Below are 17274 nucleotides of genomic sequence, written 5' to 3' on the forward strand. Positions count from 1 at the left end.
GGCGTCAGCCGATCTGCAGAGCGACGATGCGCCAGCGATCCCGGTAGAGCTCGATGCGTGCGGCGAGCGCACGCACCCGCGGCCCGTTGGTGAACGTCCCGAACACCTCGGCCTCGGTGCCGTCGGTGCCGTCGACCATGCGCAGCCGTATCCGGTGCAGCCTCGCGACGGTGCGCACCCCTTGCGGGCGGCCGTTCCGGCTGTGCGATGACCGGCTCAACTCGATGACCGTGTCGATCAGCGCCGGCGCCACCAGCGGCCGCAGCTGCGCGACCGGCCTGCGCCGGTCGATCACCTCGAGCACCCTTCGCAGCGCGGCGTCGGCGAACATGACGGCGGTGCGCGGCGGATCCGCCTCCCGAACGGCCGCCCGGTTTCGCGCGGGGGACGCCGACCGCGAGGCGCGCCGGTGCAGCACCGGCGTCGATCGGCATGCCGCCAAGCCGACGGGCTGCGGCTCGTAGTCGACCACCGGCGATACCAATGGTGCACCCGGCGTCGGGGTCGGGGATGTGGTCATGAAATGCTCTCCGGCGATCGACGGGGATGGACGGCATCTGCCGGAGAGTTGCAGATCTGTTCATGATCGCACGGTTTGCGGTGGGTTCTCTGCACCCGTGCTGCGGAGCGACAGGATTGGTCGCTACGTTGGTAATCAGAACCACCGCGGCCGAGAACCGCGTAGTCAACGAGGGGGCGTCGCGGCGATGGTGACCAGGTTGTCGGCCTCCGACGCGGCGTTCTTCCGTTTGGAGAACACGTCGACGCCGATGTATGTGGGGTCGCTGTCGATCCTGCGCAAGCCGCGCAACGGATTGAGCTACGAAACCCTGCTCGAAACCGTCGAGCAGCGGCTCCCACAGATTCCGCGCTACCGCCAGAAGGTTCGCGAAGTGACCCTCGGACTGGCGCGCCCGGTCTGGGTGGACGATCCCGACTTCGATATCACCTACCACATTCGCCGTTCGGCCCTGCCGTCTCCGGGGAGCGACAACCAGCTGCACGAACTGATCGCGCGGCTGGGCTCCCGGCAGTTGGACAAGTCCAGGCCGCTGTGGGAGATGTACCTGATCGAGGGTCTGGCCAAGAACCGGATCGCGATCTACACGAAGTCGCATCAGGCCCTGGTGAACGGGATGACGGCGCTGGAGATCGGACACGTCATCGCCGACCGCACGCAGAAGCGCCCGGAGTTCGGTGAGGACATCTGGATTCCGGCGCGCGAACCCAGTGACCGCCGGCTGCTGGTCGGTGCCGTCGGCGAATGGGTGACCCGTCCCGCCGAACAAGTCGGGGAGCTGCGCTCGGCGGTCACCGGTGTCGTCACCAATGCCGGTCAGCTGGCCGACGTCGGCAGGCGATTGGTCGACGTGGTCCGTACCGCCGCGCGCGGCACCGCGCCGAACAGCCCGCTGAACACCACGGTGTCGCGCAACCGCCGGTTCGCGGTGGCCAGCGGCGACCTGGAGGATTTCCGTCTGGTCCGGGCCCGGTACGACTGCGACGTCAACGACGTGGTGCTCGCGGTGGTGGCGGGTGCGTTGAGGAACTGGCTGCTGTCCCGTGGCGAGCCGGTGTCGGCGACCACGACGATGCGTGCGATGGCCCCGATGTCGGTCTACCCCGACGCCGATCTCGACACGACGGGCCCCGGCCAGGCGATCAGCGAGGTGTCGCCGTTCCTCGTGGATCTTCCGGTAGGTGAGGGCAACGCGGTTGTCCGGCTGTCACAGATCGCGCACACCACCGAGTCGCACCCCACCGCCGCCAGCCTGGTTGACGCCAGGACAATCGTCACGCTGTCGGGCTTCGCGCCACCGACGTTGCACGCCATGGGAATTCGCGTGGCAACCGGCTTCTCGGCGCGCCAGTTCAACCTGCTGATCACCAATGTCCCTGGCGCGCAGAAGCAGATGTACGTCGCGGGCGCCAAGCTGCTCGAGACCTATTCGGTGCCACCGTTACTGCACAACCAGGTCCTGGCCATCGGTGTGACGTCCTACGACGGCATGCTCTATTTCGGCATCAACGCCGACCGCGACGCGATGAGCGACGTTGACATGCTGCCGACCCTGTTGCGCGAATCGCTGGATGAACTGCTCGAAGCCGCACGTTGAACGGTCGTATTTCTGATCTTGGTTGAGATTCAGCCGCGGTGGGAATGGCTCATCGGTGAGCATCGACGCCGAGAACCCGCATCCGAAAACGTCCGTCCGGCGGACCCTCTCCTCGCCCACCGACCGGGTCATTCCGCACCCAGTCCTGGATGTACCCGTCGAAGAAGCCGCGTACACGCGGTCACGCGGAGTGGACTGGGTCGTCTTCGGAGTCACCGCAGTCATCGCGGTCGCGTTTCTGGTCTGGGGCTTCGTCAGTACCCCGTCGCTGGCCGACGCGTCCGGCAGCGCGCTGACCTGGGTCATGGACAACACCGGCTGGTTGTTCGTCCTGACGGGGTCGGGGTTCGTGATTTTCGTGCTCTGGCTCGCGCTCGGCCGCTACGGAACCATCCCGCTGGGCCGTGACGATGAGGAGCCCGAGTTCAACGGAGTGTCCTGGGTATCCATGATGTTCTCCGCAGGCATGGGGATCGGGCTGATGTTCTTCGGTGTCGCCGAGCCCCTGACGCACTTCACCACGCCGCCGCCGGGAACCGGCGACGCGGGTAATCCGGAGGCGGTCCAGAACGCGTTGGCGACCACGCTGTTCCACTGGACCCTGCACCCCTGGGCGATCTACGCGGTCGTCGGGCTGGCGATCGCGTACGGCGTGTACCGGAAGGGCCGGCTGCAGCTGATCAGCGCGGCGTTCGTGCCGCTGCTGGGCGAACGCGCAAATGGCCCGTGGGGCAAGGTCATCGACATGCTGGCGATCTTCGCGACGCTGTTCGGATCAGCGGCATCGCTCGGGCTTGGGGCGCTGCAGATCCGCAGCGGCCTGCAGATCGTCGGCGGTATCGGCGAATCCGGCAACACGATCCTGATCGTGATCATCACCGTGTTGACGATCGCGTTCGTGCTGTCCGCGGTGTCGGGGATCGCCCGCGGCATCCAATGGCTGTCGAACATCAACATGGTATTGGCCGTCTCGCTGGCGCTGTTCGTATTCGTCGTCGGCCCAACGGTTTTCATTCTCAACCTGATGCCGACCGCGATGGCCAGCTACCTGGGCGACATCGCGATGATGTCCGCGCGCACCGGGGCCGAGGGCGCCGAGGTCAACACCTGGCTGCAGACGTGGACCATCTTCTACTGGGCGTGGTGGGTGTCGTGGACGCCGTTCGTCGGCATGTTCATCGCGCGGATCTCGCGTGGGCGCACCATCCGGCAGTTCGTCGCGGGGGTGCTGTTGGTGCCCAGCCTGGTCTCGCTGGTGTGGTTCGCGGTCTTCGGTGGAGCCGCGATCAAGCTCCAGCAGGAAGGCGTCGACCTCGCGGGTGAGGGCAGCATCGAGGCGCAGCTGTTCGGTCTGCTCGACCAATACCCGATAGCGACGGTCGCGAGCGTTTTGGTGATGGTGCTGGTCGCGATCTTTTTCGTCTCCGGCGCGGACGCGGCGTCGATCGTGATGGGTGCGCTGTCCGAACGCGGGACCATCAAACCGGGCCGGGGCACCGTCATCTTCTGGGGTGTCGCGATGGGAGCGGTGGCGGCGGTGATGCTGCTGGTAGGTGGAGAAGACGCGCTGAAGGGGCTGCAGACCATCACCATCATCGCGGCTTTGCCCTTCCTGCTCGTCATGATCGGCCTGGCGGTCGCGCTGGTGAAAGACCTGCGCAACGACCCGAAGGTGGTGCGGCGGCAGTACGCGTCCGAAGCGGTCAACAACGCCGTCGTCAGCGGGGTCACCCAGCACGGCGACGATTTCGTGATCGTGGTCGAGAAGGATCCCGACGCCGACAAGAGCGGAGCCGGTTAACCTTCGGGCGTGCGCGTCTACGTCCCAGCGACCCTGGCCATGTTGCAGCAGCTCGTCGCCGACCAGATGCTGCATGCCCGCAGCGGAACGGCCTTCGCGGTGACGCCGACGCTGCGCGAGGCTTATGCCCAGGGCGACGACGACGAACTGGCCGACGTGGCGTTGCGCGAGGCGGCACTGGCCTCGCTGCGACTGCTCGCAGGGGAGGGCGCATCGACCATGCCGTCGCGCCGGGCGGTGGTGGTGGCCGAGGCCGGTGATCTGACACCTCGACCCGATCTCGACGACGCAGTGGTGCGGCTGTCCGGCCCGATCGCATTCAGCGACGTGATCGCGGCGTACGTCGACAACGCCGATGCCGAGCCCGCGGTGGTGGCCGCAATCGAGGCTGTCGACGACGCTGACCTCGGTGATGAAGACGCCGAGTTCGTGGTCGGCGATGCCCAAGACCATGACCTGGCCTGGTACGCCCCGCAGGAGCTGCCGTTCCTGCTGGAGCTGCTGTGACGGCGGTAACTGTATTGAGTACGGGACCGTAAGTTACGGTACCGTAGGTTACGTGGCCAAGAACTCGATAAAGATCTCGGCTCAAGTCGCCGACACTGCCCGAGCGGGTGTCGTCGGTGAGAAGCACCCGGCCTGGCATGCGCTGCGTACCGTCGCTCAGCGGATCACCACACCGCTGCTACCCGACGACTACCTCAAACTCGCCAACCCCCTGTGGTCGGCGCGTGAACTGCGCGGCCGAGTGGTGGAAGTGCGCCGCGAGACCGAGGATTCGGCCACCCTCGTCATCAAGCCGGGGTGGGGCTTTTCCTTCGACTACCAGCCGGGCCAGTACATCGGCATCGGGTTGCTGGTCGACGGCCGCTGGCGTTGGCGGTCGTATTCGCTGACCTCGAGCCCGGTCACGGCCGGCGCCGCGGGACCGGTGATTTCCAGGTCGAGGCGCACCATCACGATCACGGTCAAGGCCATGCCCGAGGGATTCCTGTCGACCCACCTCGTCGGCGGGGTCGCGCCCGGCACAATCGTGCGACTGGCCGCGCCGCAGGGCAACTTCGTGATGCCCGACCCGGCTCCGGCGAAGGTGCTGTTCATCACCGGCGGTTCGGGCATCACCCCGGTGATGTCGATGCTGCGTACCCTGACCCGTCGCGATCAGGTCACCGATATCGTCCACTTGCATTCGGCGCCAACGGAATCCGATGTGCTCTTCGCGACGGAGCTGGCAGACCTGGAGCGTGGTCATGAGGGGTACCGCCTACGACTGCGTGCCACCCGAACTGAGGGACGCCTGGATCTGTCTCGCCTTGACCACGAGGTGCCCGACTGGCGCGAGCGCCAGGTCTGGGCGTGCGGCCCCGAGGGCATGCTCGACGCCGCTGAGCGCGTGTGGTCGGCCGCGGGCATCGCCGATCTGCTGCACCTGGAACGTTTCGCGGTGTCCAAGGCCGCGGCACACGGTCAGGGCGGCACCGTGGAGTTCGCGCGCAGTGGCAAGACCGTCACCGTGGACGCCGCGACGCCGTTGATGGATGCCGGCGAGGATGTCGGTGTGCGGATGCCGTTCGGCTGCCGCATGGGTATCTGCCAGTCATGCGTCGTGGGTCTGATCGAGGGACACGTCCGCGACCTGCGGACGGGTGCCGAGCATGAACCCGGCTCGCGGATACAAACCTGTATTTCCGCAGCTTCCGGCGATTGTGTACTGGACGTATGAGGTTTACCGACCAGTAACCTACGGGTACGTAGGTTACGATAACGTAGGCACCGAGAGGAGGCTGAAAGATGGCAATCACTGACGTTCCTGAATTCGCGCACCTGACCGATGCGGACATCGAGAATCTGGCTGTTGAGCTGGACTCGATCCGCCAGGACATCGAAGACTCCCGCGGGGAGCGCGACGCGCGCTACATCCGCCGCACCATCGCGGCCCAGCGTGCCCTCGAGTTGGCGGGCCGGCTGACGCTCGCCGCAAGCTCGCGCCGCTCGGCATGGTGGGCGGGCACCGTCACCCTGGGGGTGGCCAAGATCATCGAGAACATGGAGATCGGCCACAACGTCATGCACGGCCAGTGGGACTGGATGAACGATCCCGAGATTCACTCCTCGACGTGGGAGTGGGACATGAGCGGGTCGTCCAAGCACTGGCGCTTCACCCACAACTTCATGCATCACAAGTACACGAACATCCTGGGCATGGACGATGATGTGGGCTACGGCGTGATTCGTGTGACGCGCGACGCGAAGTGGAAGCCGTTCAATCTGTACGGCAACCTGCTGTTCAACACACTCCTGGCCATCGGCTTCGAGTGGGGCGTCGGACTGCAACACCTGGAGCTCGGCAAGATCGCCAAGGGCGGCGACGACCGTGTCGCGACGATGAAGCGCGTGCGTGAGTTCGGTGTGAAGGCGGGTCACCAGATCGCCAAGGATTACGTGGTGTGGCCGGCGCTGACGTCGTTGTCGCCGGGGGCGACGTTCAAATCGACACTCAAGGCCAATGCGGTCGCCAACGTCATCCGCAATGTGTGGGCCAACGCCGTCATCTTCTGCGGTCACTTCCCTGATGGCGCAGAGAAATTCACCAAGACCGACATGGTCGGCGAGAGCAAGGGTCAGTGGTACCTGCGCCAGATGCTGGGTAGTGCCAACTTCGAAGCGGGTCCTGCGCTGCGGTTCATGAGCGGCAACCTGTCCCATCAGATCGAGCATCACCTGTACCCGGACCTGCCGAGCAACCGGTACGAGGAGATCTCGATCCGGGTGCGCCAGTTGTGCGACAAGTACGACCTGCCCTACACGACGGGCAACTTCCTTATGCAGTACGGCAAGACGTGGCGCACCATCGCCAAGCTGTCGCTGCCGGACAAGTACCTGCGCGCCACGCGCGACGATGCGCCGGAGACCCGCAGCGAGCGGATGTTCGACGAACTCGAGCCCGAGCAGCGACGCGGGCTCAAGTCGGCGATCTCCGCTGTGCGCGCACGACGCCGTGAGAAGCGGCTGCAAAGCGGCCGGGAACTCGCCGCCTGATCTGATCGACCGAGAGAGAGCCCTCCCCAGCCGGGGAGGGCTTTTTCGTGTCCGCCGATCGGGGGACACGCGAATCCCCCGGTGGACCGGCTGATCGCCCGACATACACCGGCGCTGGGAGGCGGCATCCTTGAGTCATCGCAGGCACACCCCGGCGATATGGCCGAAAGGCCAACTCACACAGGAGTATCGACATGAAGAACAACACCTTCGCCAAGACCGTCGCCCGCATCGCACTGCCGCTGGCCATCGGTGCCGCCGCGCTGGGCATGGCCGGCATCGCCAACGCCCAGACCCAAGAACCGGTCGGCCCGGGCTACCAGTATGCCCCGACGACCACCGCGCACCCCGCCCCCCAGGCGCCCACCACCCATCACGGCGTGGGTCGCGTCGAGGAAATGGTCCCCGGCTACCACCGCTGAGCCACACCCCTCTAGAGGCCCTCTCCGCAAGGAGAGGGCCTCACCTTTTCAGTGGCCTTCCCGCAGCGCCGCTAGCAGTCGGCGTGCGGCGGCGACCCGAACGGCGGCGGGGCCGGTCAGCATGTCGAGCGCGCATTCGGGGTCGGCAGGCGGGCCCATGTGGCCGCAACCCCTCGGGCAGTCGTCGATCGCCTCGGCCAGATCGGAGAAAGCGAGCATCACATCATCGGGTTCGATGTGTGCCAGGCCGAACGACCGGATCCCGGGAGTGTCGACCACCCAGCCTCCGACGCTCAGTGGGAGCGCGACCGATTGCGTTGAGGTATGCCTGCCTCGGCCCATGTCCGTCACTACACCGGTTGCCCGATCCGCTTCCGGAACAAGGCGATTCACCAACGTCGACTTACCGACCCCGGAATGTCCGAGCAGTACCGTTATCTTCCCGGCGAGCAGTGGGGCCACGGCGTCGAGTGGATCGTCTCGTCCGGCGGTCGTGACTTTGAGATCGAGGTCGGCGAATTCGGCGGCGAACGGCTCGGGGGGTGCGAGGTCGGTCTTGGTGAGGCACAGAATGGGTTCCAGGCCGCCGGCGTACGCGGCGATGAGTGCGCGCTGCACCAGACCTGTGCGCGGCGGCGGGTCGGCGAGAGCGACCACCATCAACAGCTGATCGGCGTTGGCGACGACGACGCGTTCGGTGGGATCGGTGTCATCGGCGGTGCGGCGCAACACGGTTCGCCGCTCACCGCGTCGAACGATGCGAGCCAGCGTGTCCTGCTTGCCCGAGACGTCGCCGACGATGTCAACGTCGTCGCCGACGACGATAGGCGTGCGCCCCAGTTCGCGTGCTCGCATGGCGGTGACCAGGCGGTCGGGGTCGTGGTCGAGCGCGCATCCCCACCGGCCGCGGTCAACGGTGACGACCATGGCTTCGTGGGCGTCTGCGTGATCCGGGCGGTTCTTTGTGCGCGGCCGCGATCCTCTGCCCGGACGGACCCGGACGTCGGACTCGTCGTACTCGCGAGGGCTCAATCGCCCGCCAGCATGTCGGCCCACATCTGCGGGAAGTCGGGCAGCGTCTTGGCGGTGGTGCCGATGTCCTCGACCTCGACGCCGTCGACGCGCAACCCCACGATGGCTCCGGCGGTGGCCATCCGGTGATCGGCATACGATCGCCACAACCCGCCGTGCAGCGGACTCGCGGTGATCAGCAGACCGTCGGGCGTCTCCTCACATTGCCCGCCGAGGCCGTTGATCTCTGCGGAAAGTGCTGCAAGCCGGTCGGTTTCGTGTCCGCGCAGATGGGCGACACCGCGTAGCTGCGACACCGACCCCTCCGGCGCGATGGCAGCGAGCGCGGCCACCGCGGGCGCCAGCTCACCCACGTCGTGAAGATCGACGTCGATGCCGGTATAGGACTCGGGTCCCTGCACCTCGAGATACGAATCACCTTGGCGGACAACTGAGCCCAGGTTCTTGAGAACCGTCAGGATCGTGTCGGCGGGCTGCACGCTGGCCGGCGGCCATCCGATGATGCGGACGGCTCCTCCGGTGACCACTGCGGCAGCCAGGAACGGTACCGCGTTGGAGAGGTCGGGTTCGATGATCCAGTGCCTTGCGGAGATCGGGCCGGGGGAGACGTGCCACCGGTTGGGGAGCGTGTCGTCGACGTCGACTCCGGCGTCGCGAAGCATGGCGATCGTCATCGCGATGTGCGGGGCCGAGGGCACCGACTCCCCCGTGTGCACGATGGTCAAGCCCTCGGTGAACGCCGCACCGGAGAGCAGCAGACCCGACACGAACTGCGAGGACGACGATGCGTCGATCTCGACCGTCCCGCCCGCCACCGAGCCGGACCCGTGGACGGTGAACGGCAGCGCGTCACCGTCGACGTCGACACCGAGGCTGCGCAGCGCATCGAGCAGCGGAGCGATGGGCCGGGACCGCGCCTGCTCGTCGCCGTCGAACGTCACCGTCGTCGTGCTCAGCGCCGCCACCGACGGCACGAACCGCAGAACGGTGCCGGCGAGGCCGCAGTCGATGCGGGTCCCCGGCTGCGGGTCGATCGCACCGCTGAGGGTCAGTTCGGTGTCGGCGCCGTCGACCGTGACACCGAGTGCGTCGACCGCGCCGATCATCAGATCGGTGTCGCGGCTGCGCAGCGCGCCGCTGATCGTCGACGTGCCGTTCGCCGTCGCCAGCGCCGCAAGCACCAGCGCGCGGTTGGTCAGCGATTTCGACCCCGGCACGGTGACCGTGGCATGCACGGGACGCGAGGTCGACGGTGCCTGCCAGTTGCCCACGGCTCTATCCTGCCTTGTCGGTTCGGCGTGCCACCATGGGATATATGTGTGGACGATTCGCGGTGACCACCGATCCGGCGTTGTTGGCCGAGAAGATCCAGGCGATCGACGAGAGCGTGGCGGCGGCAAAGAAGGACGCGCCGGCCGCCAACTACAACGTCGCGCCGACGACGACGATCAACACCGTGGTGAAACGTCACAGCGAGCCCGACGACGAGTCGACCCGCCGGCTGCGGTCGATGCGCTGGGGTCTCGTCCCGCCGTGGGCCAAGACCACCGAAGACGGCGGTCCGGACACCAAGGGACCGCTGTTGATCAACGCGCGTTCGGAAAAACTGACCACCTCGCCCGTCTTCCGGAACTCGGCCAAGAGCAAGCGGTGCCTCATACCGATGGACGGGTGGTACGAATGGCGGCCCAACGGAGAGACGGCGACGGGCAAGAAGGCTCCCAAGACGCCGTTCTACATGTACGGGGGCGATGGCGAGCCGCTGTTCATGGCCGGTCTGTGGTCGACGTGGCGCCCCCGAGAGGCGCCGAAGGACTCGGCGCCCCTGGTGAGTTGCACGATCATCACCACCGACGCCGCGGGCCCACTGGCCGAGATCCACGACCGGATGCCGCTGACCATCAGTGAACGCGACTGGGACCGCTGGCTCGACCCGGACGCGCCGATCGACGAGGGGCTGCTGCGTGGTCATGGTGACCTGGACCGGATCGAGATCCGTGAGGTGTCCCGGCTGGTCAACAGCATCCGCAACAACGGCCCCGAGTTGATCGAGCCTGCCGAGCCCGAACCCGAACAGGCCACGCTGCTGTAGCGGACTTTTCGGGCATATACGGCCGCTCAAGGCAGAATAGCCATTAACATATCTGCATGCTCGCGGCTGCCAGAAAGGTCCTCGCCTTCGAGATGACCATCGCCGAGTGGATCGGTACCGGGGCGATGCTCGCGGTTCCCTACCTGCTCATCGGCGTGGTGTGGACGGCCATCGCGGGAGACCAGATCGGCTGGGACGGGTCCGCGCGGATCCTGTCGATTCTCGTATCGATCGCCTCGTGGCCTGTGTTGATCGTCCCGGCAGTGTGCACGATATGACCGCTGAACGCTGCCGCATCACCATCCACAGGCGCACGACCAGGTGGGACCACGACGAACACGTCACCGCGGCCGATGCAATGGATTTCTGGTCGTTCGCCGCCGGAGCGGCCAACGTCATCATGCAGCTGTCGCGTCCCGGGGTGGGCTACGGCGTCGTCGAAAGCAAGGTGGACTCGGGCAATCTGCTCAAGCATCCGTGGAAACGGGCGAGGACGACGTTCCAATACCTCGCGGTCGCGATCATTGGAACGCCGCAGGACCGCGCGGCGTTCCGTGAGGCCGTCAACGGTGCGCATCGGCACGTCAAGTCCACCCCGGACAGCCCGGTGCGTTACAACGCTTTTGACCGCGACCTGCAGATGTGGGTGGCAGCGTGCCTGTTCGTCGGACTGGAAGACACGTACCAACTCCTGCGTGGTGAGATGACCGCTGAACAGTCCGAGCAGTTCTACCGGTCGGCATGGACCCTGGGCACGACGCTGCAGGTGACCGAGGACCAATGGCCGCCCACCCGAGTGGAATTCGATGCGTACTGGGCCACGGCGTGCACTGAGGTCGCCATCGATGATCGCGTCCGCGGCTATCTGCTCGACCTGCTGAACCTGCACATGATCAACCCCGTGCTGGGCCTGCCATTCCGGCCGTTGCTCAAGTTTCTCACGATCGGATTCCTGGCACCGGTGTTCCGTGATGCCATGGGCGTGCAGTGGGGTGATTTCCGGCAGTGGCTCTTCGAAAGCCTTTTCCTGGTAGTCGCTCTGGGGAACCGATTCCTGCCGGTGTTCGTCCGTCAGGGCGGCAGTTATGTCTTGCTGGCAGATGTGCGGCGCCGGGTGCGCCGAGAACGCGCGTTGGTGTGAGCTTCCTGCGCCGGGTGCTGAGCCGGAAGGTGAGTGTGGCGGCGATGATCGAATTCGCGCTGTGGCTTGCGATTCCGTACCTGCTCATCGGGTTCGTGTGGGCCTTCTTCGACGCCGAGCAGGTGCAACTGTTCGACACCGCGTTCCGCATCCGGTTGCCCGCCGGCTCCGAGATCCTGGCCTACGTCCAGACGGCGGCCATGTGGCCCCAGCTCATGCTCGGTGCCGACGTCTGCGCGGCGTGAAAAGGGCTAGCCCCGGCCGCCTCTAGTACCGAGAAATTCTCTGTATTGATAGAGTATTGCTCGTGCCTCGAACAGGCGTGGATGCACGGGCCCGGTTATTGGACGTGGCACGCCGGCGGTTCGCGATCGATGGGGCACTCTCAGCGACCTTGGACGAGGTGCGGCGCGAGGCGCAGGTGAGTGTCGGCGCGCTCTATCACCACTTTCCCAACAAGCTGTCGCTGGCGACCGCCGTCTACGCGCAGCTGATGAGCGAGTACCAGACGGGGTTCATCACGATGCTGCGCGAACACGATACGGCCGAGGGAGGTATTCGTGGCGGTGTGAGGTATCACCTGCGATGGGTGAGCGCACACCGCGGCGAGGCCGCACTGTTACTGGGTTCCCGGCTGGACAGTGGCGAGTTGCGCCATTGCAACAGCGTGTTTTTCGCGGCGGTCCGGGACTGGTGGCGCCCGCACCAGGCTTACGGGGCGCTAGGACCGCTGGATATCGGGATCACCGCCGCGCTGTGGCTCGGGCCCGCGCAGGAGTTCTCGCGCTATTGGGTGGCCGGCTCAGCGGCCAAGCTTCCGCGCGGGGCCGTCGATACGTTCGCTGATGCCGCCTGGACGGCGTTGCGCGCCAATGAAACCGAGGAGTGAACCACCATGAAAAGCGAAACCGATTCCCTGTACCGGCGGTTGCTGGCCGAAGGCGACGCCACTGACGCTCCGGAGCGGGTACGGGTGGACCGTCGCGGTGACCGAGCGGTCGTCACGCTCGACGAGCCGCAGCGGCTCAACGTGCTCTCCGCGCCGCTGGTACGCCAACTGCGTCGGGCGCTGACCGTCCTGGATGCCGACCCCGACGTGCGATCCATCGTCATCACCGGTTCCGATCCGGGATTCAGCGCCGGCGGCGACCTGAAGATGATGGGCGCAGCCATCGAGAACCGCGATGCCCCGGAGGGTGGCGCCGATGTATGGCGTTGGATCAGACGCGAATTCGGCGGCATCGCCCGGCTCATCGCGGGTTCGGACACCCTGTTCGTCGCCGCGCTCAACGGCCCCGCTGCCGGTGTCGGTTTGGCGTGGGCGATGACGTGTGACCTCGTCATCGCCAGCGAACGGGCCGTGATCGTGCCCGCTTTCGGTCGGCTGGGACTCATTCCTGAGGTCGGGACCAGTTGGGCGCTGACCCGACGGCTGGGCTATCAGGGAGCGTTGGCGTTCTACCTGTGCGGCGAGCACATCGACGCCGAGACCGCCCTGCGTCTTGGGCTGGTGCAGCAGGTGGTCGCTCACGGCGAGCTGCTGAACGCGGCCGACGAATGGTGCTCGCGCATCGCTGACATGCCCCCGCATGCGATGGCGATGACGAAGCCGCTGCTGCGCGCCGCCGCCGATGCGAGCTGGAATGACGCGCTCACCATGGAGGAATTCGCCGAGCCGACCTGCTTCACCACCGCGGCCTTCGCGGGCAACGTGCACGGCATGCTCGGTCAACGGACATCGTCGTAGCGCGAAGACATGGCCTCCGCGCGTGCCACGATGGCGCGGTGAGCTTTGAGGTCACCGCGCCGCCGCTGCCGCGGCCCGTGCTGTTCGACCAGTTCTGGTGCGACCTCACCTTCGTTCACTGGCCGGTCCGGCCGCAGCGCGTCACGCACCTGTTCCCGCCGGGCACCCGCCCGGACGTGTTCTCCGACGGCCTCACCTATGTGGCGCTGGTGCCGTTCGTGATGCGCCACAGCGCGTTGGGCACGTCGCTGCGACTGCCGTACTTCGGACGCTTCGCCGAGACCAACATCCGGCTGTACTCGGTCGACGACGCCGGCCGGCACGGCGTGCTCTTCAGGTCGCTGGAGACCCAGCGACTGGCCGTCGTGGGGCTCACGCGAGCGCTGATGGGAGTTCCGTACACCTGGGCGAAGATGCGCGTCATCCAGCGCGACGACGAGATCACGTATTCCAGCGTTCGGCGCTTGCCGACCAGGGGACTGCGCAGCAGGCTCCGAGTGCGGATCGGCGACCCGGTGACGCCCACGCCGCTGGAGGTGTGGCTTACGGCGCGCTGGGGCGGGCACACCCGTAAAGCCGGACGCACGTGGTGGGTGCCCAACGAACACGGCCAGTGGCCGCTGCAGGAGGCCGAAATCCTCGACCTCGAGGACGATCTGCTGACCGCGGCCGGAGTGGAGGTCGCTGGCCAACGCCTACGTGCGCTGTTCTCCCCGGGCGTGCACGCGCGGTTCGGAAGGCCCTCGCAGGTGGTCTAGGGGCCGGTGTATCCGGGCGGATTCGGCGTGTCCACCCATAAATCGACGCCGAGTTCGGCACCGGGCACGCAGTCGTATACCGACAGATCCGTGACACCGGACTCCAGCAACACGTCCTCGCACAGCACGGTGTTGCCGGTGTACTCGCGGGCCGGCTTGTTGAGGATCACGTACGCGGCATCGGAGTACACCGCCGGCTTGCGGGCCCGGCCCATGGCCTCGTCGCCGCCGAGCAAGTTCTGTACCGCCGCCGTCGCCACCATCGTGCGGGGCCACAGCGTATTGGAGGCGATGCCCGCATCACGCATCTCCTCGGCAATTCCCAAGGCGCACAGCGTCATCCCGTATTTGGCCATCATGTAGGCCGTGGGCTTGAGCCACTTGGGCTCCAACCGGATCGGCGGCGACAGCGTCAGGATGTGCGGATTCTCGCGTCCCATCATGTGGGGGATGCAGGCCTGCGACACCGAATAGGTGCCACGCACCTGGATCCCGTTCATCAGGTCGAACCGCTTGAGCGGGACCTCCGTCACCGAACCCAGGTTGATCGCCGAGGCGTTGTTGACACAGATGTCGATCGCGCCGAACTGCGCGACCGCCGCCTCCACCGCCGATGCGACCGAGTCGCCGTCGCGGATGTCGCCGACGATCGGTAGCGCCTGGCCGCCCGCCTGCTCGATCTCCTTGGCCGCGGTGTAGACGGTGCCTTCAAGCTTGGGGTGTGGTTCGGCGGTCTTGGCGACGAGCGCGATGTTCGCGCCGTCGGCGGCCGCGCGCTTGGCGATCGCCAGCCCGATACCGCGGCTGGCTCCGGAGATGAACATGGTCTTCCCTGAGAGCGACATGGCCTCACCCTATGACTCCGCCGACGCACCCCGGCGCGAACGTGGGTTACCGGCACACCTTTCGCGCCAAAAGCGTGCGGGTAACCCACGTTCGGCGGATCGTCAGGCGCGGATGGCGGCGATGGTCGCGGTGGTCAGGGCGATCAGATCCCGCGGATGCACCGCGACCTCCCAGCCTCGCCTGCCCGCGCTGCACAGCACGCGATCCCAGGTCAGCGCCGACTCGTCGACAACTGTGGGCAGGGCCCGGCGCTGGCCGAACGGCGAGATCCCACCGATCACGTATCCGGTCGAACGTTCGGCGGCCGCGCGCTCAGCCATCGTGACCTTCGGCACGCCCAGCGCGGTGGCGGTCGCCTTGAGCGCGAGCTTGGCGGGCACCGGCAGCACGGCGACGCCGAGTCTGATGTCGCGGCCGGGGCTCCGGGGCCCCGCCGGCATTGCCACCACCAGCGTTTTGAACACCTGCTCGGGCTCGACGCCCTCGGTGTGGGCCAGCGCCCGCGCGGCCTCCTCACCGAACGACGAATTGCGGGGGTCGTGGTGGTACTGGAGAACCTCGTGGGGCACCCCGGCTGCCACCAGGACCGCGATCGCAGGAGTTGCCGCACGCGTCACGGGCTCGAGCGTAGTGCGGGAACAAGCCCACCCGGTGGCGCTGTTGTTGACGGCAGTCAGGGCTGCCAGCAGCGGCAGCCGGGAAAGATGTCCGTCTCAACCTCTACGATCGAAGGAGGGGTCAAGGTGCCAGCACTTGCCTTAGAGCGTCCGGTGGACCTGCCGGGCCTGTTTGGTGGCGCCGCAACAGAAGGGACGGTGCTTCCCGCGATGACCGACATTGACGGGTCGGCGCCCGCAAGATCGGACGAGTCAGACGCCGAGCTGACCGCCCGGTTCGAGCGTGACGCGATACCTTTGCTCGACCAGCTGTACGGCGGCGCGCTGCGCATGACGCGCAATCCGGCGGACGCCGAGGACCTGCTGCAGGAAACCATGGTGAAGGCCTATGCAGGCTTCCGCTCGTTTCGTGAAGGCACGAACCTCAAGGCGTGGCTGTACCGAATCCTGACCAACACTTACATCAACAGCTACCGCAAGAAGCAGCGCCAGCCTGCGGAGTATCCGACCGAGGAGATCACCGACTGGCAGCTTGCGGCCAATGCCGAGCATTCGTCGACCGGGCTGCGCTCGGCCGAGGTGGAGGCTTTGGAGGCCCTTCCGGACAGCGAGATCAAGGACGCGCTGCAGGCGCTGCCCGAGGAGTTCCGGATGGCGGTGTACTACGCCGACGTGGAAGGGTTCCCGTACAAGGAGATCGCCGAGATCATGGATACCCCGATCGGCACGGTCATGTCCCGGCTGCACCGAGGCAGGCGTCAGCTTCGTGAATTGCTCGCCGACGTGGCCCGCGACCGCGGATTCATTCGCGGTGAGCAGGTCGAGGCACCTGAGGAGGTTTCGTCATGAGCTCGACCAACGACGAAGAGCGCTGGCAGCCGCCGGTCGGTCCAGTCGACCCGGAGCATCCGGAGTGTGCTGCGGTGATCGCCGAGGTGTGGACGCTGCTCGACGGTGAATGCACCGCCGAAACCCGCGACAAACTGCGCCATCACCTCGAAGAATGCCCCGCGTGCCTACGCCACTACGGCGTGGAGGACCGCGTGAAGAAGCTGATCGCGAATAAGTGCGGCGGGGAGAAAGCCCCTGACAGCCTGCGTGAGCGGCTGCGCATCGAGATCAGCCGCACCACCATCATCCGGCGCGGTTAGCCGCTACTTGACGGCCTTCGAGCCCGCATTGGGCCGCTTTCCGTGGTTGGCCTTCGAGTGCTTGCGGTCGCGCTTCTTACGGCCACGCTTAGCCATGGTCGTCCTCCATTCGGTACAGGGGATTGTGGAGCCCGCATCCAGCGGGTGCTCGTAGCCATTCTCTCACGGCCTGGCGACAACTCTGCCGGGCCGGTGGTGTGGTTCGATATGTGCGTCAGGTACGCGGAGCCGGGTGCCGAGGACATAGGACTCCGAAGGGGTGAAGATGGCCGAGGATGTTCGCGCCGAGATCGTGGCCAGTGTGCTCGAGGTCGTGGTGAACGAGGGCGATCAGATCGGCGAGGGCGACACCCTGGTGCTGCTGGAGTCGATGAAGATGGAAATCCCGGTCCTGGCCGAGGTCGCAGGCACCGTCAGCAAGGTGAGTGTGTCGGTCGGCGACGTGATCCAGGCCGGCGACCTCATCGCAGTGATCAGCTGATGCGGGTTCGACGCCCGCAACAGTGAGGCC

Annotated in this window: 22 protein-coding genes; 16 read left to right on the plus strand and 6 right to left on the minus strand. The window is 66.5% G+C overall.

The features are described 5' to 3' along the window. Positions 1-4: 4 nt before the first annotated feature. Positions 5-520 (minus strand): Rv3235 family protein, encoded by a 516-nt coding sequence (locus BST47_RS08435; protein ID WP_083125024.1) that lies wholly within the window; start codon positions 518-520, stop codon positions 5-7. Positions 521-707: 187 nt separating this feature from the next. On the opposite strand from BST47_RS08435, the gene BST47_RS08440 reads away from it, so the two are divergent. From BST47_RS08440 to BST47_RS08465, 6 genes are all read left to right on the plus strand, one after another. Then, positions 708-2117 carry a WS/DGAT/MGAT family O-acyltransferase gene (locus BST47_RS08440; RefSeq protein WP_083125025.1) on the plus strand — a complete coding sequence of 470 codons (1410 nt, stop codon included), beginning with the start codon at positions 708-710 and terminating at the stop codon, positions 2115-2117. Between the two features lie 55 nt (positions 2118-2172). After that, the gene (locus BST47_RS08445) at positions 2173-3918 is read left to right on the plus strand and encodes a BCCT family transporter (RefSeq protein WP_083125026.1); all 1746 of its coding nucleotides are present in this window, start codon (positions 2173-2175) and stop codon (positions 3916-3918) included. A gap of 9 nt (positions 3919-3927) precedes the next feature. After that, the gene (locus tag BST47_RS08450; RefSeq protein ID WP_083125027.1) at positions 3928-4425 is read left to right on the plus strand and encodes a DUF6912 family protein; all 498 of its coding nucleotides are present in this window, start codon (positions 3928-3930) and stop codon (positions 4423-4425) included. Between the two features lie 52 nt (positions 4426-4477). Then, positions 4478-5641 (plus strand): ferredoxin reductase, encoded by a 1164-nt coding sequence (locus BST47_RS08455; protein WP_083125028.1) that lies wholly within the window; start codon positions 4478-4480, stop codon positions 5639-5641. A gap of 68 nt (positions 5642-5709) precedes the next feature. After that, entirely contained in the window at positions 5710-6957 is a 1248-nt protein-coding gene (locus tag BST47_RS08460) for a fatty acid desaturase family protein (protein ID WP_083125029.1), read from the plus strand. A 194-nt stretch (positions 6958-7151) separates the two neighbouring features. Continuing rightward, a complete protein-coding gene (locus tag BST47_RS08465) occupies positions 7152-7379 on the plus strand; it encodes a hypothetical protein (protein WP_083125030.1) in 228 nt (75 codons plus the stop codon). 48 nt (positions 7380-7427) lie between these two features. Here the strand turns inward: BST47_RS08465 and rsgA are convergent, their stop codons facing one another. Then, positions 7428-8411 (minus strand): ribosome small subunit-dependent GTPase A, encoded by a 984-nt coding sequence (rsgA, locus tag BST47_RS08470; RefSeq protein ID WP_083125031.1) that lies wholly within the window; start codon positions 8409-8411, stop codon positions 7428-7430. Next, the gene (aroA, locus tag BST47_RS08475) at positions 8408-9682 is read right to left on the minus strand and encodes a 3-phosphoshikimate 1-carboxyvinyltransferase (RefSeq protein WP_083125032.1); all 1275 of its coding nucleotides are present in this window, start codon (positions 9680-9682) and stop codon (positions 8408-8410) included. Before aroA ends, rsgA begins: the two co-directional genes overlap by 4 nt. A 44-nt stretch (positions 9683-9726) precedes the next feature. On the opposite strand from aroA, the gene BST47_RS08480 reads away from it, so the two are divergent. The 7 genes from BST47_RS08480 (at position 9727) to BST47_RS08510 (ending at position 14149) form a co-directional block, all read left to right on the plus strand. Further along, entirely contained in the window at positions 9727-10503 is a 777-nt protein-coding gene (locus tag BST47_RS08480; protein ID WP_207568560.1) for an SOS response-associated peptidase, read from the plus strand. 56 nt (positions 10504-10559) lie between these two features. Next, the gene (locus tag BST47_RS08485) at positions 10560-10781 is read left to right on the plus strand and encodes a hypothetical protein (RefSeq protein ID WP_234809615.1); all 222 of its coding nucleotides are present in this window, start codon (positions 10560-10562) and stop codon (positions 10779-10781) included. Further along, complete coding sequence (locus tag BST47_RS08490) at positions 10778-11644, plus strand: oxygenase MpaB family protein (protein ID WP_083125035.1); 867 nt, start codon at positions 10778-10780, stop codon at positions 11642-11644. The genes BST47_RS08485 and BST47_RS08490 overlap by 4 nt, the downstream gene beginning before the upstream one ends. Then, positions 11641-11889, plus strand: a complete 249-nt coding sequence (locus BST47_RS08495; protein ID WP_083125036.1) for a hypothetical protein — start codon at positions 11641-11643, stop codon at positions 11887-11889. Before BST47_RS08490 ends, BST47_RS08495 begins: the two co-directional genes overlap by 4 nt. A gap of 62 nt (positions 11890-11951) precedes the next feature. Continuing rightward, the gene (locus BST47_RS08500) at positions 11952-12533 is read left to right on the plus strand and encodes a TetR/AcrR family transcriptional regulator (RefSeq protein ID WP_083125037.1); all 582 of its coding nucleotides are present in this window, start codon (positions 11952-11954) and stop codon (positions 12531-12533) included. Between the two features lie 6 nt (positions 12534-12539). Continuing rightward, positions 12540-13391 carry an enoyl-CoA hydratase/isomerase family protein gene (locus BST47_RS08505; protein WP_083125038.1) on the plus strand — a complete coding sequence of 284 codons (852 nt, stop codon included), beginning with the start codon at positions 12540-12542 and terminating at the stop codon, positions 13389-13391. Positions 13392-13429: 38 nt separating this feature from the next. Next, complete coding sequence (locus tag BST47_RS08510) at positions 13430-14149, plus strand: YqjF family protein (protein WP_083125039.1); 720 nt, start codon at positions 13430-13432, stop codon at positions 14147-14149. Here BST47_RS08510 and BST47_RS08515 read toward each other — a convergent pair. Together BST47_RS08515 and BST47_RS08520 are read right to left on the minus strand one after the other, a co-directional pair. Further along, positions 14146-14994 carry an SDR family oxidoreductase gene (locus tag BST47_RS08515; protein WP_083125040.1) on the minus strand — a complete coding sequence of 283 codons (849 nt, stop codon included), beginning with the start codon at positions 14992-14994 and terminating at the stop codon, positions 14146-14148. The two genes, BST47_RS08510 and BST47_RS08515, sit on opposite strands and share 4 nt — an antisense overlap. A gap of 102 nt (positions 14995-15096) precedes the next feature. Then, entirely contained in the window at positions 15097-15612 is a 516-nt protein-coding gene (locus BST47_RS08520) for an aminoacyl-tRNA deacylase (RefSeq protein WP_083125041.1), read from the minus strand. A gap of 210 nt (positions 15613-15822) precedes the next feature. Between BST47_RS08520 and BST47_RS08525 the strand changes: the two genes are divergently transcribed. Both BST47_RS08525 and rsrA read left to right on the plus strand, forming a co-directional pair. After that, complete coding sequence (locus BST47_RS08525; protein WP_207568573.1) at positions 15823-16461, plus strand: sigma-70 family RNA polymerase sigma factor; 639 nt, start codon at positions 15823-15825, stop codon at positions 16459-16461. After that, on the plus strand, positions 16458-16763 hold the full coding sequence (rsrA, locus tag BST47_RS08530; protein ID WP_083125043.1) for a mycothiol system anti-sigma-R factor: 306 nt from the start codon (positions 16458-16460) through the stop codon (positions 16761-16763). Before BST47_RS08525 ends, rsrA begins: the two co-directional genes overlap by 4 nt. Before the next feature lie 3 nt (positions 16764-16766). Here rsrA and BST47_RS31585 read toward each other — a convergent pair whose 3' ends face one another. After that, positions 16767-16859 (minus strand): 50S ribosomal protein bL37, encoded by a 93-nt coding sequence (locus BST47_RS31585; protein WP_014208825.1) that lies wholly within the window; start codon positions 16857-16859, stop codon positions 16767-16769. A gap of 169 nt (positions 16860-17028) precedes the next feature. Between BST47_RS31585 and BST47_RS08535 the strand changes: the two genes are divergently transcribed. Then, on the plus strand, positions 17029-17244 hold the full coding sequence (locus BST47_RS08535) for a biotin/lipoyl-binding carrier protein (protein ID WP_014208824.1): 216 nt from the start codon (positions 17029-17031) through the stop codon (positions 17242-17244). Positions 17245-17274 lie beyond the last annotated feature (30 nt).

Source organism: Mycolicibacterium tusciae (genome assembly GCF_002086795.1).
In the GTDB taxonomy this organism is placed as follows: Bacteria; Actinomycetota; Actinomycetes; order Mycobacteriales; family Mycobacteriaceae; genus Mycobacterium; species Mycobacterium tusciae.